The 16,146-nt window shown below is 74.0% G+C and carries 12 protein-coding genes; 7 read left to right on the top strand and 5 right to left on the bottom strand.

Annotated features, from left to right (window positions below; genetic code table 11):
* The first annotated feature begins 21 nt into the window (after positions 1-21).
* From IEZ10_RS21995 to IEZ10_RS21985, 3 genes are all read left to right on the top strand, one after another.
* Positions 22-1,641 carry a glycoside hydrolase family 13 protein gene (locus tag IEZ10_RS21995; RefSeq protein ID WP_189248383.1) on the top strand — a complete coding sequence of 540 codons (1,620 nt, stop codon included), beginning with the start codon at positions 22-24 and terminating at the stop codon, positions 1,639-1,641.
* Positions 1,631-2,683, top strand: a complete 1,053-nt coding sequence (locus tag IEZ10_RS21990; RefSeq protein WP_189248382.1) for a LacI family DNA-binding transcriptional regulator — start codon at positions 1,631-1,633, stop codon at positions 2,681-2,683. Before IEZ10_RS21995 ends, IEZ10_RS21990 begins: the two co-directional genes overlap by 11 nt.
* Before the next feature lie 181 nt (positions 2,684-2,864).
* Positions 2,865-3,746, top strand: a complete 882-nt coding sequence (locus tag IEZ10_RS21985; protein ID WP_189248381.1) for a carbohydrate kinase family protein — start codon at positions 2,865-2,867, stop codon at positions 3,744-3,746.
* 43 nt (positions 3,747-3,789) lie between these two features.
* Here the strand turns inward: IEZ10_RS21985 and IEZ10_RS21980 are convergent, their stop codons facing one another.
* Positions 3,790-7,320 carry an indolepyruvate ferredoxin oxidoreductase family protein gene (locus IEZ10_RS21980; protein ID WP_189248380.1) on the bottom strand — a complete coding sequence of 1,177 codons (3,531 nt, stop codon included), beginning with the start codon at positions 7,318-7,320 and terminating at the stop codon, positions 3,790-3,792.
* Positions 7,321-7,429: 109 nt separating this feature from the next.
* Here IEZ10_RS21980 and IEZ10_RS21975 point away from each other — a divergent pair, with 109 nt between their 5' ends.
* Positions 7,430-7,882 (top strand): Lrp/AsnC family transcriptional regulator, encoded by a 453-nt coding sequence (locus IEZ10_RS21975; RefSeq protein WP_179818106.1) that lies wholly within the window; start codon positions 7,430-7,432, stop codon positions 7,880-7,882.
* On the opposite strand, the gene IEZ10_RS21970 is transcribed toward IEZ10_RS21975, so the two are convergent.
* Positions 7,854-9,926 carry a SpoIIE family protein phosphatase gene (locus tag IEZ10_RS21970; RefSeq protein ID WP_189248379.1) on the bottom strand — a complete coding sequence of 691 codons (2,073 nt, stop codon included), beginning with the start codon at positions 9,924-9,926 and terminating at the stop codon, positions 7,854-7,856. The genes IEZ10_RS21975 and IEZ10_RS21970 overlap by 29 nt on opposite strands.
* 257 nt (positions 9,927-10,183) lie before the next feature.
* Between IEZ10_RS21970 and IEZ10_RS21965 the strand changes: the two genes are divergently transcribed.
* The 3 genes from IEZ10_RS21965 to IEZ10_RS21955 all read left to right on the top strand — a co-directional run bounded on the left by IEZ10_RS21965 (position 10,184) and on the right by IEZ10_RS21955 (position 12,258).
* Positions 10,184-11,140 (top strand): endonuclease/exonuclease/phosphatase family protein, encoded by a 957-nt coding sequence (locus tag IEZ10_RS21965; RefSeq protein WP_189248378.1) that lies wholly within the window; start codon positions 10,184-10,186, stop codon positions 11,138-11,140.
* 73 nt (positions 11,141-11,213) lie between these two features.
* A complete protein-coding gene (locus IEZ10_RS21960; RefSeq protein ID WP_229811505.1) occupies positions 11,214-11,798 on the top strand; it encodes a hemerythrin domain-containing protein in 585 nt (194 codons plus the stop codon).
* Between the two features lie 127 nt (positions 11,799-11,925).
* The gene (locus IEZ10_RS21955) at positions 11,926-12,258 is read left to right on the top strand and encodes a hypothetical protein (protein ID WP_189248377.1); all 333 of its coding nucleotides are present in this window, start codon (positions 11,926-11,928) and stop codon (positions 12,256-12,258) included.
* A 355-nt stretch (positions 12,259-12,613) separates the two neighbouring features.
* Here the strand turns inward: IEZ10_RS21955 and eda are convergent, their stop codons facing one another.
* Genes eda through edd form a run of 3 tightly spaced genes read right to left on the bottom strand, consistent with a single transcriptional unit; the run spans position 12,614 to position 16,103 of the window.
* On the bottom strand, positions 12,614-13,225 hold the full coding sequence (eda, locus tag IEZ10_RS21950; protein WP_189248376.1) for a bifunctional 4-hydroxy-2-oxoglutarate aldolase/2-dehydro-3-deoxy-phosphogluconate aldolase: 612 nt from the start codon (positions 13,223-13,225) through the stop codon (positions 12,614-12,616).
* Positions 13,222-14,205 carry a glucokinase gene (locus tag IEZ10_RS21945; protein WP_189248375.1) on the bottom strand — a complete coding sequence of 328 codons (984 nt, stop codon included), beginning with the start codon at positions 14,203-14,205 and terminating at the stop codon, positions 13,222-13,224. Before IEZ10_RS21945 ends, eda begins: the two co-directional genes overlap by 4 nt.
* Complete coding sequence (edd, locus tag IEZ10_RS21940; RefSeq protein WP_189248521.1) at positions 14,202-16,103, bottom strand: phosphogluconate dehydratase; 1,902 nt, start codon at positions 16,101-16,103, stop codon at positions 14,202-14,204. Before edd ends, IEZ10_RS21945 begins: the two co-directional genes overlap by 4 nt.
* Between the last annotated feature and the right edge of the window lie 43 nt (positions 16,104-16,146).

Here is a 16,146-nt window from a genome sequence, read left to right as displayed (position 1 = left end):
TCATTTGATCGGGGGACTTATATGACCGAGCTCATCCAGGTCGGCCACGCCGGCGAGACCACCGCCACCCGCTGGTGGCGCGATGCCGTGATCTACCAGGTCTACGTGCGGAGCTTCGCCGACGGCAACGGCGACGGCATCGGCGACCTGCTGGGCGTGCGGAGCCGGCTGCGGTATCTCGCCGACCTCGGCGTGGACGCCCTCTGGCTGACCCCGTTCTACACCTCCCCGATGGCCGACTTCGGTTACGACGTGGCCGACTACCGGGACGTGGACCCCATCTTCGGGTCGCTGGCCGACGCCCGCGCCCTGATCGAGGACGCCCACCGGCACGACCTGCGGGTGATCGTCGACGTGGTGCCCAACCACACCTCCGACCAGCACGTCTGGTTCCAGCAGGCCCTGGCCGCCGGGCCCGGCAGCCCCGAGCGGGAGCGCTACGTCTTCCGCAGGGGCCGGGGCGAGAACGGGGAGCTGCCCCCCAACGACTGGGAGTCGGTCTTCGGCGGCCCCGCCTGGACCAGGGTCCCCGACGGGGAGTGGTACCTGCGGCTGTTCGCCCCCGAGCAGCCCGACCTCAACTGGGAGCATCCCGAGGTCCACACCGAGTTCGAGTCGATCCTGCGGTTCTGGCTCGACATGGGGGTGGACGGCTTCCGCATCGACGTCGCCCACGGCATGGTCAAGGCCGAGGGGCTGCCCGACGTCGGCCACTCCGACCAGGTGCGGATGATCGGTGCCGACGTGGTGCCGTTCTTCGACCAGGACGGCGTCCACGAGATCCACCGCGCCTGGCGCCGCCTCCTCGACTCCTACCCCGGCGAGCGGATCGGCGTCGCCGAGGCGTGGGCGCCGAACCCCGAGCGGCTGGCCAACTACGTCCGCCCGGACGAGCTGCACCAGGCGTTCAACTTCCACTTCCTCAACGCGCCGTGGGACGCCTCGGTCTTCCGTAAGGTGATCACCGAGTCACTGGCCACGGCCGGCATGGTCGGCGCGCCCACGACCTGGGTGCTGTCCAACCACGACGTCAAGCGCCACCTCACCCGCTACGGCGACGGCGAGACCGGCCTGCGCAGGTCCCGCGCCGCGGCCCTGCTGACGCTCTCCCTGCCCGGCTCGACCTACCTCTACCAGGGCGAGGAACTGGGCCTGCCGGAGGTCCTCGACCTGCCCGAGGAGTTCCTGCGCGACCCGCAGCGGCTGCGCAACCCCGACGACGGCCGCGACGGCTGCCGGGTGCCGATCCCGTGGGCCGACGTCGAGCCGCACTTCGGCTTCAGCCTGCCGGGCATCGAGGAGTCCTGGCTGCCGATGCCGGCCTCCTGGGGCCCGCTCAGCGTCCAGTCCCAGCTGCGCGACCCCGGCTCCATCCTCCGGCTGTACCGGGAGGCGCTGCGCGTCCGCCGGGAACGGCGGGCCTTCGGCGACGCCCCGCTGACCTGGCTCGACTCCCCGGAGGGCACGCTCGCCTACGCCCGGGGCGACGGGTTCACCTGCACGGTCAACCTGACCGGCGAGCCGGTGGAGATCCCCGTCCCCGGACGGGTCCTGCTGGCCAGCGCCGAGCCCGCCGTCGCGGACGGCGTGGCCCGCCTGGCGCCCGACTCCGCCGTCTGGTGGGAACGCGATGCCGCCTAACGGCGCCACCCCCCTGACGAGCGGTACGGCGAGGCTGACCGACATCGCCGCGCACGCGGGGGTCAGCGAGGCGACGGTCAGCAGGGTGCTCAACGGCAAGCCGGGTGTCTCCGCCGCCACCCGGCAGGCCGTGCTCGTCGCCCTGGACCTCATGGGTTACGAGCGGCCGCAGCGGCTGCGCCAGCGCAGCAACGGCCTGGTCGGCCTGGTGATCCCGGAGCTGGACAACCCGATCTTCCCGACGTTCGCCCAGGCCTTCGAGAAGGCGCTGTCCCAGCACGGCTACACCCCGGTGCTGTGCACGCAGGTGCCGGGCGGGGTGGTGGAGGACGACTTCACCGAGCTGCTCGTCGAGCGCGGCGTCAGCGGCATCATCTTCGTCTCCGGGCTGCACGCCGACACCACGGCCCGCTCCGACCGCTACACCCAGCTCATCGGGCAGGGCGTGCCGATCGTCCTGCTCAACGGTCACGCCGACGACGTGCCGGCGCCGTTCATCTCGCCGGATGATCGTGCGGCGGCGCGGTTGGCGGTGCAGCATCTGGTGGATCTGGGGCATGAGCGGATCGGTTTGGCGGTGGGGCCGGGGCGGTTCGTGCCGGTGATCCGGAAGATCGAGGGGTTCCGGCAGGCGATGGCGCAGTTGCTGGGGGTGTCGGATGCCGATGAGTTGATCTCGCATTCGTTGTTCTCGGTGGAGGGGGGTCAGGCGGCGGCGGCGCAGTTGCTGGAGCGGGGGTGTACGGGGATCGTGTGCGCGTCGGATCTGATGGCGTTGGGGGCGATCCGGGCGTGCCGGGATCGGGGGTTGTCGGTGCCGGGGGAGGTGTCGGTGGTGGGGTACGACGACTCGCCGTTGATCGCGTTCACCGATCCGCCGCTGACCACCGTGCGCAAACCCATCGGCGCCATGGCCTCGGCCGCCGTGGCGACCTTGCTGGAGGAGATCAACGGCGCCCGCGGCCGGCACATCGAGCTGATGTTCCAGGCCGAGCTGGTCGTGCGCGGCTCGACCGGCTCGGGCCCCCTGGTCAACCGCTGACCGCGCCGTACGGTGCGGACCCCCTGGTCACCGCTGACTGCGGCGTACGGCGGGCCGGGCCGTACGGCGCGGGCCTTTCCGCGGGGACGTCTCCCGGCGGACGGCGGCGCCCCGAGCCCGGCGGGCGTACGGCGCGGACACCCGTGACGGGGAGCCGGACGGCGGATGGGATCATCGGACGGTGAACCATGACGTCGTCGTGATCGGCGGTACCGGTGTCGACACCACCGCCTACGTCCCTCAGCTCCCCCTACCCTACGCCGACACCTACGCCGTCCCCCCGGTGATCGACCGGATCGGCAACACCGGCAGCGGTGTCGCGCTCGGCTGCCACGCCCTCGGCCTGAGGGTCAAGCTGTTCGACCTGATCGGCGACGACCCGCAGGGGAGGCTCATCCGCGACCACCTGGCCGGCGCGGGGGTGGAGTTCGGCTGGGAGCTCGCCCCCCAGGGCACCCGGCGCAGCGTCCTGCTGGTCGGCCCCGACGGGCGGCGGCTCTCGCTGTTCGACCCGCGCCAGGTACCCGGCGAACGGCTGCCCCGCGAGCTGTACCTGCCCGCGGTGCGCGCGGCCCGGCACGTCCACGTGTCGATCGTGGACTTCGCCCGGCACGTCTACCCCGACCTGGAGGGCGCGCGGATCTCCACCGACCTGCACGACTGGGACGGCGAGAACGACCACCACCGCGACTTCGCCTACTCCTCGGACCTGGTGTTCCTGTCGGAGGCGGCGCTGGGCTCCCGCCGGGACGAGGTCATGCGCGACATCCTCGCCCGGGGCCGCGCCACCACGGTGATCTGCACGGCCGGCGCCGAGGGCTGCCACGTCCTCGACGAGCGGGGCCTCCGGCACGTCCCCGCCGCCCCGCTGCCCGGCCCGGTGGCCGACAGCAACGGCGCCGGCGACGCGTTCGTCTCCGGCGTGCTGTACGGCCTGCTGTCCGGCCGTCCCCTGGACGAGGCGGTCCGGCTGGGCACCCTGGCCGGCGCGCACGCCTGCACGGTGGCCGGCACCCACGAGAGCCCCATCGACGAGGCGACCCTCCTGTCCCGCGCCGCCTGACCCGCGCGCCCGCCCGCGCGAGGCGGGCGGGCGCGCGGGCCGGTCAGAGCCTGCCCAGCAGCTCCGCCGCCCGCTTCCGGTACGTGGCGACGTTGCCCAGCTTGACGTCCTCGTAGCCGCGGATCACGTCCGGCAGCTCGGCCAGCTCGCGGACCAGGCCGAGGTTGTCCGGGCGCAGCCGGGCCAGGGCGCGGTGCACGTCGCGGGTGTACTCGTCCACCAGCTCCCGCTCGACCCTGCGCACCCCGGCCAGGCCGAACGGGTCGAACGTGGTGCCGCGCAGCCCGCGCATGCCGTACAGCGCGCGGAAGGCCGGGTCGAACCAGGAGCCGAGGCGGATCTTGCGCTTCATGCCCAGGGCCCGCAGGAACGGCGGGTGCAGGTTGTAGGAGATCTTCGCCCCGGGGCCGAACTCGGCGGCGATCCTGGCCCGCTCCGCCGGGTCGAGGTGGAGCCGGGCCACCTCGTACTCGTCCTTGTAGGACATCAGGCGGTGCAGGTGGCGGGCGTAGGCCTCGGTGACGGGGAAGGACCCCGCCTCCTCACCGGCCTCCTCGCCCGCCGCCCGGCCCATGGCGGCCCGCTCCCCGTTCAGGACCGCGCGGACCGACTCGGCGTAGCGGGTGGCGTAGCGGGGGTTCTGGTAGGCGGCCAGGTCGGGCACCCGTACCGACAGCAGGCGGTGCAGCTCGGTGCCGGGGGCGGCGACCGAGTCCACGAGCCGGGAGATCTCCGGGTTCGGCGGCTGCTCGGCCGGGACGTCCGGGCGGGCGGCCCGGGCCACCGCCTCGGGGTCGGCGACGACGGCGCGGCCCCAGTGGAAGGCGGCGACCGTCCGGTCGGCGCTCTTGCCGCCGCCGAGCCGGATGGCCCGCTCGATCGCCTCCAGGCTCAGCGGGATGAGCCCGCGCTGCCAGGCCGCGCCGACCACGATCGTGTTGGCCGGCATGTGGTCGCCGAACAGCGCCTGCGCGACCTCCTCGGCGTCGAGGTAGACGTTCAGCTCGCGCAGGGTCCGCGCCTCCAGCGCGCCGATCGGCGAGGCGACGTCGGTGACGTGCCGCGACGGGTCCACGACCATCGATCCGGTGGGCGCCAGGCTGGTGGAGACCACGGCCACGGTCCGCTCGCGGCCGGCGGCCTTGAGGTTCTTCGGGTCGGTGGCGCCGAGCAGGTCGAGCGCGAGGTAGGCGTCCACCCCGGCCGTGCCCGCCTGGCCGGTCCGGTCGTCGTCGCCCTCGTAGATCAGGATGTCGGAGACGACGGTGCCGCCCTTCTGGGCCAGGCCGGTCTGGTCGAGCCCGCGCGAGCGCTTGCCGTCGAACATCGCGGCCCGGCCGATGATCTGCGCCACCGACAGCACGCCGGTGCCGCCGATGCCGACCAGCCGGACGGTGGTCTCCCCGGTGCGGAACTCCGGCGCCGGCATCGCCGGTGGGGCGGGCACGGCCGCGCGCCTCCCGCCGGGCCTGCCGGGCACGACGGTCACGAAGGACGGGCAGTCGCCCTCGACGCAGGAGTAGTCCTTGTTGCAGGAGGACTGGTGGATCTCGGTCTTGCGGCCGAACTCGGTCTCCACCGGCAGCACCGACAGGCACTCGGACTTCTTGCCGCAGTCGCCGCAACCCTCGCACACCCGCTGGTTGATCGCCACCCGGCGGACCGGATCGGGCAGGTCGCCCTTCTTGCGCAGCCGCCGCTTCTCGGCGGCGCACTGCTGGTCGTGGATCAGCACGGTCACGCCGGGGACCGCGGCCAGCTCCCGCTGGGCGTCCTCCAGCGCGGCGCGGCCGCGCACCTCGGCGATCCGGGCCAGCTTGACGCCCCGGTAGCGCCCGGGCTCGTCGGTGGTGACGATCACCCGGCGCACGCCCTCGATCTCCAGCCAGCGGGTCAGGTCGGCCACGGCCAGGGACGGGGTGATCACCTGGCCGCCGGTCATCGCGATCGCGCTGTTGTAGAGCAGCTTGTAGGTGATGTTGACGCCCGCGCCGACGGCCGCGCGGATGGCGAGCGAGCCGGAGTGGTGGAAGGTGCCGTCACCGAGGTTCTGGAAGATGTGCGGGGTGTCGGTGAACGGCGCCTGGCCGATCCACTGGGTGCCCTCGCCGCCCATCTGGGTCAGGCCGGTGAGCGTGCCCTTGCCCTCGCGGTTGATCACCACCATCGTGTGGCAGCCGATGCCCGCGCCGACCGGCGCGCCGTCGGGGACGGCGGTGGAGCGGTTGTGCGGGCAGCCGGAGCAGAAGAACGGCGTGCGCTGCGGGCCGAGCAGCTTCAGCGGCGCCGGCCGGGAGATCACCGCCAGGCCCCGGTCGATCCGCTCGCGCACCTCGGGGCCGAGCCGCCCGGCCGCCGCGCCGGCCTCGGCGCCGCGGCGCAGCCGGAAGGCGACCGCCTTGGCGGCCAGCTCGGCGTCCACCGCCCCGGCCTGCGGGATGAGCGCGGCGCCGTTGTCGTCGAGCTTGCCGAGGACGCGCGGGGCGCCGGCGGTGCCGTACAGGATCTCCTTGATCTGGCCCTCCAGCAGCGGGGCCTTCTCCTCCACGACGAGGATCTCGGTCAGGCCCCGGGCGAAGGTCCGTACGATCTCCGGCTCCAGCGGCCAGATCATGCCGACCTTCAGCAGGCGCACGCCGAGGTCGGCCGGGTCCACGCCGAGCCTGCGGAACGCCTGGCGCACGTCGTGGTAGGCGGTGCCGGAGGCGGCGATGCCGAGCCAGGCGCCGTCGGGGTCGGCGGTGATCCGGTTGAGGCCGTTCTCCCTGGCGTAGGCGCGGGCCAGCGCCAGGCGCGGCCCGACCAGGGTCTTCTCCATCTCCAGCGACCACGGGGTGAGCAGCGTCGCGTCGGGGACGTGCCGGTACGGCCTGCCCTCGTGCTCCACGACCGGCATGACCGGGACGATGCGGTCCAGGCCGGTCTCGACCGTGCCGGTGGCGTCCACCACGTTGGAGACGGCCTTGACGGCCACCCACAGGCCGCTGGCGCGGGAGGCGGCGACGGCGTGCCGGCCCAGGTCGAGCAGTTCCTGCACGGTGCCGGGGTGGACGACGGGCATGCCCATCGCGGCGAGCGCGGTCTCGGTGGCCGACGGCAGCGTGGAGGACTTGCAGCCCGGGTCGTCGCCGCAGAAGGCGATCAGGCCGCCGTCGGGGTGGGCGCCGACGAAGTTGCCGTGCCGCAGGGCGTCGGCCGCGCGGTCGACGCCGGGGGCCTTGCCGTACCAGACGCCCAGGACGCCGGTCCTGCGCGGCCGGGGGAGGGAGGGCACGAGCTGGCTGCCCCAGGCGGCGGTGGCGCCGAGCTCCTCGTTCTGGCCGGGCCGGTGCACGACGCCGAGCTCCTCGGCGAGCCGACGGGAGCGGATGAGCTCCTGGTCGAAGCCGCCGAGCGGAGAGCCGGGGTATCCCGACACCATCGCGCCGGTGTCGAGGCCGGCGGCGCGGTCGGCGCGCATCTGGTCGAGGATCACCCGGACCAGGGCCTGCGTGCCGGTCATGAACTCCCGACCCTCGCCGCGGGGGTGCCCGTCGCCGGGAGTCGCCTCTCGGGGGTCGGCGAAGATCGTCATGCTTCCGTCCCATCTTCAGTGGCTGAGGGTGCGGCAAGGCTATGCCAGGCTACGGCGCACGCGATGTCAAGATTTATGCCGGATTGCTGGTCGGTTAACATTTGTTGCCATGGATGTCACCGATCGCGCAATTCTCAGCCTCCTCCAGCGGGAGGGGCGGCTCAGCAACCAGGAGCTGGCCGAGCGGGTCCGGCTGACCCCCTCGCCGTGCCTGCGCCGGGTCCGCAACCTGGAGGAGTCGGGAGTGATCAGCGGCTACCGCGCCGTCCTCGACCCGGCGGCCGTCGGGCGGGGCTTCCAGGTCCTGGCCTACGTGGAGCTGGAGGGCCAGGACGCCGAGACCGTCACGGCGTTCGAGGCCGCCGTCATGGAGATCGAGGACGTGGTGGAGTGCCTGCGCATGTTCGGCCGCCCGGACTACGTCCTGCGCGTCGCCGTGCCGGACATGGACGCCTACAGCCAGCTCTGCCTGGAGCGGCTGGGCCGCCTGCCCGGCCTGGACAAGCTCACCTCGCAGATCGCGATGAAGGCCCTCAAACCGGGTGGCGTTCTCCCGCTGTGAGGGGGGTCCGCAGCGCGATCATGGCGATGTCGTCGTCCCCGCCGGCCACCAGCCGGGCCAGCAGCTCGTCGCAGAAGACGTCCAGCGGCTCGCGGGCGAGCGACATGGCGTGGTCCCGCAGCCGGTTCAGCCCGATCCCGAGGTCCTCGCCGCGACGCTCGACCAGGCCGTCGGTGTAGAGCAGGAGCGTGGAGCCCGGGGGCAGCGGCTCGGTGGCGCCACGGCGCGGCAGGTCCTTCGTGATGCCCAGCAGCGGGCTGAGCGGCTCGTCGAGGAACCGCCCGCGGCCGTCGGCGGCGATCAGCAGCGGCGGCGGGTGGCCCGCCACCGAGTAGTTCAGCCGCCACCGGCCGGCCTCCGCCCGCTCGGCGCGGGCCAGTACGCAGGTGGCCGTCTGGTCGTCGCACAACAGCTCCATCGCCTTGTCCAGCCGCCGCAGGATCTCCTCCGGCGGCTCCTCGCGGTCCACGGCCAGCCCCCTGAGCATGGTGCGGATCTGGCCCATGGTCACGGCCGCGGGCAGGTCGTGGCCGGCGACGTCCCCGATCGTCAGCACGGGGGTGCCGTCGTGCAGCAGGAAGCAGTCGTACCAGTCGCCGCCGACCGCCGCGGCCGCCGGGCTCGGCCGGTAACGGGCCACGATCCGCAGGCCGGGGACGGACGGCGGCTCGGCCAGCAGGCTGCGCTGCAGGGCCAGCGCCACCCGCTGGGTGCGCTGGAACTCCATGGCACCGCTGAGCGCGTCGTGCGCGTGGTCGAGCATCTGGCTGATCAGGGTGACGTCGGCCTCGCCGATCGCCGGGCGGTCCCCGCAGGTGGCGGTGGTCACCAGCGCCGCCACGAACCCGTCGACGATGACCGGGACGAGCGCCACGCTGGTGGCCCCGGAGGTGACCAGCCACCTGCTGGTGCCCGGCGCCAGCCGCAGGTCCGGCGGGGGCGCCCCGCGGGGGAACTCGCGGCGCACGACGTGGCGGCGGCGCACCGCCCGCACCAGCGCGCTCCCCGGGCCCAGCGTCACCTCGTACCCGGTCGGCAGACCGGGCAGGCCCTGCCGTACGGAGCCGGCGACGTGCCGGAAGACGAGCGGGGGGCCCACCGGCCGGTCCGGCGACTCCGGCAGCAGGTAGATGCCGCACGCGTCGGCCAGTTCCGGCACGATCACGTGCGCCAGCGCCGAGAGCATCTCCTCCAGGCGCGTGACGTCCGCGGTGGCGGCCGAGGCGCGGCCCAGCAGCTCGCGGTACCGCTCCTCCTGCCACTGCTGCTCGATGTCGGCGCAGGTGCCGACCCACTCGACCACGCGGTCGTCCTCGTGCACCGGTACGGCCCGCGCGCTGAAGTGCCGGTAACTCCCGTCGGCCAGCCGGATCCGGTGGACGTGCTCCCACAGCGGGAGCACCTCCTCGATCGCCTTGATCCACGACTCGGCGGTCTCGTCCCGGTCGTCGGGGTGGACGGCGTCGAGCCACCCGTCGCCGTGGAACTCCTCCCACGACTGGCCGGTCACCTTCTGCCACCCGGGGCTCGGCTCGATGACGCGGCCGTCGGCCCCGGTCACCCAGAGCATCTGGGTGCCGACCCGCCCCAGGTTGCGGTAGCGCCGCAGCAGGCGGCGCCGCTCCTCCGACAGGGCGTCGATCCACCGTGAGGCGACGATCTGCTCGGTCACCTCCACGGACACCTGCAGCACCCCGCGCTCGCCGTCATCGAGGTAGATCTCCGACATGCTGAAGTTGAAGAAGCGCTCCTGCGGGCCGGTGTCGGCGAAGGACATGGTGGCCCGGCCCTCGATGATGTTCACCGGGTGCCCGTCCCGCATGACCCGGTCCAGCATCGAGATGTAGGAGTCGCGCTCGACCAGGTCGGCGAACGCCTCACGTGCGGGCACGTTCAGGGGGCGGTTGCCGAAGGCCGACCGGAAGGCGGCGTTGGTGTACACCAGGCGATGATCCGGGCCCCTGCTGACCGCCACCCCGACCGGGGCCGGGTCGAAGAGTTCCAGGGCCAGGCCGCTGGAGATGTCGATCCGGGTGTCCTTCATTCCGTGCTCTCCCGGCGGGGGAGCACGAGCGCCCCCGTCGCATGCCCGCAATTCCCCTTTTTGTCGCGTACGCGCATAGACCAATCATGTATCCACGCAGGTCAGGACGGGGAAAAGGGCGGGTATGGTGCGCCTTGCCTGTCCGGAACGGACACCATGACCGGGCCCGCCCGTGATGAACTGTCCTCCGCGGGCCCGGCGTCGCGGGACCGGGCCGCGAGGGCACGCACGGGCAGCGGGAGGGGGCCGTCACCACCATGTCGCCGTGGACGCGGGGCGGGCCGGCCGCGGGTGCGGGCGTCCTGGTGTCCCTGCTCATCGCGGGGCACGGGCTGCTGCCCAACTGGCGGGGGCTGGGCAACGTCGTCGACAGCGCCCTGCCCTGGTTCGGCCTGGCGGTGCCGCTCCTCGTCCTGGCCGCGCTCGCCCGCCGGTCGTGGGCCGCGCTGGCCGGAGCCCTGGCCGTGACCGTGACCTGGGCGGCGGCCTTCGGGCCCGCCTTCCTCCGCGACCCCGTCACCGGGCCGCGCGACCTGCGGGTGGTCCACCAGAACGTCGACTACTTCAACCCCGGCCTGCCCCGCACCGCCGCCGCCCTGCGGGACACCGGCGCGGACGTCCTCGTGGTCGCCGAGCTGCGCGACGACCCCGTGCTGCGCGACGGGACGGTCGACCCCGGCTTCGCCCGGCTGATCGACCCCGTCCTGCCCTACCGCTTCCCCGACAACCCCGGCGTGGCCGTGTGGAGCAGATACCCCTTCCACGGCCGGCCGCAGCCCGTACCCGGCGTGGTGCGCTCCCGGCACGCCGTCCTGCGCACGCCGTGGGGCGACGTGAGCCTCTACGCCGTCCACATCACCTCCTTCCGCCCGGAGCCGTCCGTCATCGCCCGCCGCAACGCGGAGATGGCGGCGCTGGCCCGCGCGGTCGCGGCCGACCCCGCTCCCCGGGTCATCGTCGCCGGGGACCTCAACACGGCCGCGACCGACCGCGCGCTGAGCCCGCTCGCCGCGACCGTCACGCCCGTGGCCGAGAAGGCGGGCACCGGCCTGCAGCTCACCTGGCCCGCGGCGCTGCCGCTGGTCCGCCTGGACCACGTGCTCACCCGAGGCTTCACGGCCGTCGGCAGCCGGGTGCTGCCGCCGACGGGCGGCGACCACCGCGCGATCCTGGCCGACCTGCGCCTCACCCCGCCCGCGTCGCCCTCCCCCTGACCGTGTCTTTCCACGTTCGGTGCGGTGATCCCGGGTAGCGGGGGTAGGCGGCATGTGGACAGAGGGAGAGAACATGGGTGACGACCGGCCGGTTCCCGAGCTGATGGGTGAGAACGACGTCGTGGACCTGCTGCTGCTGCAGCATTCCATGATCAGGGAGATGTTCGACGAGGTGGAGAGGGCGCCGGCCGACAGGCGGGCCGAGGCGTTCCGCTCGCTGGTGCGGCTGCTGGCCGTGCACGAGACGGCGGAGGAGGAGATCGTCCATCCCTACGCCCGCCGCAAGCTCGACGGCGGCGACGCCGTGGTGGACGACCGCCTGAAGGAGGAGAACGAGGCCAAGCGGCTCCTCCTGCGGATGGATGAGGCGGGCGTGGAGGACCCGCGGTTCCTCGCCGACCTCACGCTGCTGCGCGGGGCCGTGCTCGCCCACGCCGAGAACGAGGAGCGCCACGAGTTCACCGCGCTGCGCGCCCGCACCAGCGAGGCCGAGCGGCGGGCGATGGCGGCCGGGGTGAAGGCCGCCGAGGCGATGGCCCCGACCCACCCGCACCCGGGGGTGGAGTCGGCGACGAAGAACGTGCTGATGGGCACCCCGTTGGCGATCATGGATCGGGTCCGCGACGTGATCCGCGACGTCATGGGCAGGAAGGACTGACCCGGCGGCTCATCGGGTTCTGCGCCGGCCGTCGTTTCCGGCATGCCGGGAAACACCCGTTACGGACATCGGCGACTGGGCACCGCAGAACGGTGAGGGGGAAGAAGCGACACGGGAGGAGAGCGCCGTGAGCGAGGAGACGAACGAGGAAGAGCGCGCCCGGCGGCGCGAGGAGGAGCTGCGCAAGTACCGGGGGACGCCCTTCGACCCCGAGCTGCACGACATGGGCGGCGACATCGGCCCGGCCTCGATGGGGAAGACCAGCGCCCGGCCCGCCGGGCGCGACGAGGACGAGGAGCCCCGGCGCGGCCCCGACGCCCCGCGGGAGACCGGGACCGTGAACGCCGACCTGGACTGGTCCTCCTCCGACGAGGAGGACCCGAACGGCGGCCTGGGCGGGACCGACGCCGACGACGGCGGCTACCTCCCCGGAGAGGGGACGGGCCGCCCGCCCGGCTGACCCCGGGGCCCGGAAGGCACGGAACCGGCCGTCCCCGCATGACGGGGGACGGCCGGTTCCGTGCCGCGGGCGTGGATCCGCCGGTCAGGCCCAGGGGCCGGAGACCGGCCCGCCCCCGCGGAGGGAGAAGCGGGGGGAGGCGGGAAAAGGGGCGGCCCGCGACCGCCGGGTGGGCGGACGCGGGCCTCGATCCCATGAGAGGCGCACCGGGTCACGGTGCCTCATGGCCCGTGCGCGGACCAGGGAGGGGGTCCGCGCGGGTCTCATGCGCCGGGTCCCCGGCCCGGCGAGCCGGTGCGGGGCTCCGCCGGACCGGCTCCGGGCTCCGGGGCTCCGCCGGGCGCCGGCCGTACGGCTAGCGGAGCGCGGCCGCCTCGGCGGCGAGCTTCTCGATCCGGGCGTAGTCACCGGCCGCCAGCGCGTCGGCCGGGGTGAGCCAGGTCCCGCCCACGCACCCGACGTTCGCCAGCGCCAGATACTCCGGCGCGGTCTGGAGCCTGATCCCGCCCGTCGGGCAGAACCGCACCTCGGGCAGCGGCCCGCCCAGCGACTTCAGGTAGGGCACGCCGCCGGCGGCCTCGGCCGGGAAGAACTTCATCTCCGTCAGCCCGCGCTCGGCCAGAGCCATGACCTCGGAGGAGGTCGCCGCGCCGGGAAGGAACGGGATGCCGCCCTCCTCCATGGCGTCCAGGAGCCTCGGGGTGCTCCCCGGGCTGACCAGGAACCTGGCGCCGGCCGCCACCGAGGCGGTCACGTCGGCGGGCGTGCGGACGGTGCCCGCCCCGACGACCGCCTCGGGCACCTCGGCGGCGATCCGCGCGACGGCGTCCAGCGCGCAGGCCGTACGGAGGGTCACCTCGATGACGGGCAGGCCGCCCGCCGCCAGGGCCCGCGCCAGGGGGACGGCGGTCTCCGGGTCGTCGATCACGACGACCGGGATCACCGGGGCGATGTCCAGCAGGCTCATGCGTACTCCAACTTCGATGGCTTCGACGACTTCGGCGCGGCGGCCAGGCGCTGGCCCAGCCAGGCCGCGGCCCCGAGCAGCGCGGGCTGCGGGGAGACGATCAGCGAGGTGGCGATGCCCGAAAGATAGCCGGTCATGGTGGGGGCGGCCTCGAACCGGCGGCGGAAGTCGCTGGCGCGGACCCGCTCCACGATGCGCGGCAGCACCCCGCCGCCCAGGTAGACGCCGCCGCGGGCGCCCAGGGTCAGCGCGACGTTCCCGGCGAAGGTGCCGAGCATTCCGCAGAAGACCTCGACGGTCTCCGCGCACAGCGAGTCGTCCATCCTGGCCACGATGTCCGAGGCGGCCAGCCGCGGCGCCTCGACGCCGCGCACCAGCGCGAGGGCGTGGTGCAACCGGGCCAGCCCCGGCCCCGACAGCAGGTGCTCGGCCACCACGTGGCCCATCCCCTCGGCGCGCAGCGCCCGGACGATCTCGTGGTCGCGCTCGTCCAGGACCGGCACGGTGACGTGGCCGCCCTCGCCGGGCACCGGTATCCAGCCCTCGGCCGCGGGCACCAGGCCCGCCACGCCGAGGCCCGTCCCCGGGCCCAGCACGACCTTGACGCCGTGCCCGGGCGCGGGACCGCCTAGGCCGACCAGCTCCGCGGCCGGCAGATGCGGCAGGGACGCGGCCAGCGCCTCGAAGTCGTTGACCAGTTCGACGTGCGGGATGCCCAGGTCGCGGACCGACCCCGCCCACCCGGCGTTGGTGAGCCGGTAGCGGTCGCCCTCGACCGGTCCGGCGATCGCGACGCACGCCGCCTCCGGCCGGGCCCCGTCCGCGTGCTCGGCGAGGTAGGCGGTCACGGCCTCGGGGAGCCCGGCGTGGTCGGCGACGGCGAGCACGGCCACCGAGCCGGGTCCCCGCCCCGGTTCGGTGACCAGGCCGAACCGGGCGTTGGTGCCGCCGACGTCGGCGACGAGCCAGGGGAGGTTCACCGGGCGTCCCCCGCGGCGGCCGTGCTCCCGGCCGCGCCGGCGCCGTCGGCGAGGCTCTCGGCGCGGCCGTTCAGCGCGAAGATCCCGGCGCCGCGCTCGGCGGGGCCGGCCGTACGGCGGAACGCGGCGAACAGCTCACGGCCGGTGCCGACCCACTGGGCGTCGCTGAGCGGGGCGCCCTGCGGCGTGCGGGCGGCCAGCTCCTCGGCGGGCACCAGCAGCTCCAGGGTGCCCGCGGCGGAGTCCAGGCGGATCGGGTCGCCGTCGCGGACCAGCGCGATCGGTCCGCCGTGGGCGGCCTCGGGCGACAGGTGGATGGCGGCCGGGACCTTGCCCGACGCGCCGGACATGCGGCCGTCGGTGACGATCGCCACCCGCTGCCCGCGGTCCAGCAGCACCGCCAGCGGCGGGGTGAGCTTGTGCAGCTCCGGCATGCCGTTCGCGCTGGGACCCTGGTAGCGGATGACCGCGACGAAGTCCTGCCCGTCCAGTTCGCCCGCCTCGAAGGCGCGCAGCAGGTCGAGCTGGTCGTCGAAGACCTTCGCCGGGGCCTCGACGACCAGGTGCTCGGGCCTGACCGCCGAGACCTTGCTGACCGCGCGGCCCAGGTTGCCGTCGAGCATGTGGATACCGCCGTCGGGGGAGAACGCGTCGCCGACCGGCCGCAGCACGTCGGGGTCGGCGCTGCCCTCGGTGCGCTCCTCCCAGACCAGCTCGCCGTCCTTGAGCGCCGGGGCCGAGCGGTAGTGGTCCAGCCCGCGCCCGGCGATCGTCAGCACGTCGCGGTGCAGCAGCCCGGCATCCAGCAGCTCGCCGATGAGCACCTGCATGCCGCCGGCGGCCTGGAAGTGGTTCACGTCGGCCTGCCCGTTGGGGTACATGCGGGTCAGCAGCGGCACCGCCTTCGACAGGGCGGCCAGGTCGTCCCAGAGCAGCTCGATGCCGGCCGCCGCGGCGATCGCGACGAGGTGCATGGTGTGGTTGGTCGAGCCGCCGGTGGCCAGCAGCGCCACGCAGGCGTTGACGATCGCCTTCTCGTCGACGACCCGGCCCACGGGGGTGTACTCGGCGCCGTGCGCGGTCAGCGCCACCGCCCGCCGCCCGGCCGCCTCGGTCAGCGCCTGGCGCAGCTCGGTGCGGGGGTTGACGAAGGTCGCGCCCGGCAGGTGCAGGCCCATGACCTCGATCATGACCTGGTTGGAGTTGGCGGTGCCGTAGAAGGTGCAGGTGCCGGGGGAGTGGTACGACCGCGCCTCGGCGTCCAGCAGCTCGTCCTTGCCGACCTTGCCCTCGGCGAACAGCTGCCGGGTGCGCGCCTTGACCTTGTTGGGCAGACCGGAGCCCATCGGCCCCGCCGGGACGAACACGGCCGGCAGGTGGCCGAAGTGCAGCGCGCCGATCAGCAGACCCGGCACGATCTTGTCGCAGACGCCCAGCATGAGGGAGGCGTCGAACATGTCGTGGGAGAGCGCGATCGCCGTGGCCATCGCGATGACCTCGCGGCTGTAGAGCGACAGCTCCATGCCCGGGCGGCCCTGGGTGATGCCGTCGCACATGGCGGGCACGCCGCCGGCGAACTGCGCCACGCCGCCCGCCGTACGGACGGCCGCCTTGAGGATCGCCGGGTAGGTCTCGTACGGCTGGTGCGCCGACAGCATGTCGTTGTAGCTCGACACGATCGCCACGCCCGGCTTGACCGAGGCCCGGAGGTCGAGCTTGTCGGCTCCCGGGGCGGCGGCGAAGCCGTGGGCCAGGTTGGCGCAGCCCAGAGAGGAGCGGGCCGGTCCGCGCCGGCGGGCCTCCTCGGCCTCGGCGTCGATCCGCGCCAGGTAGGCGGTACGGCTGGCGCGGCTGCGCTCGATCAGGCGGTCGGTGATCTCCTGGATGACGGGGTTCACCCGGCCTCCTTCGTCGTCGTCGGGTCGGGGGTCGGTGCGTCCG

The organism is Streptosporangium pseudovulgare (assembly GCF_014648055.1).
GTDB lineage: Bacteria > Actinomycetota > Actinomycetes > Streptosporangiales > Streptosporangiaceae > Streptosporangium > Streptosporangium pseudovulgare.
This window is presented reverse-complemented; position numbering and strand designations above follow the sequence as displayed.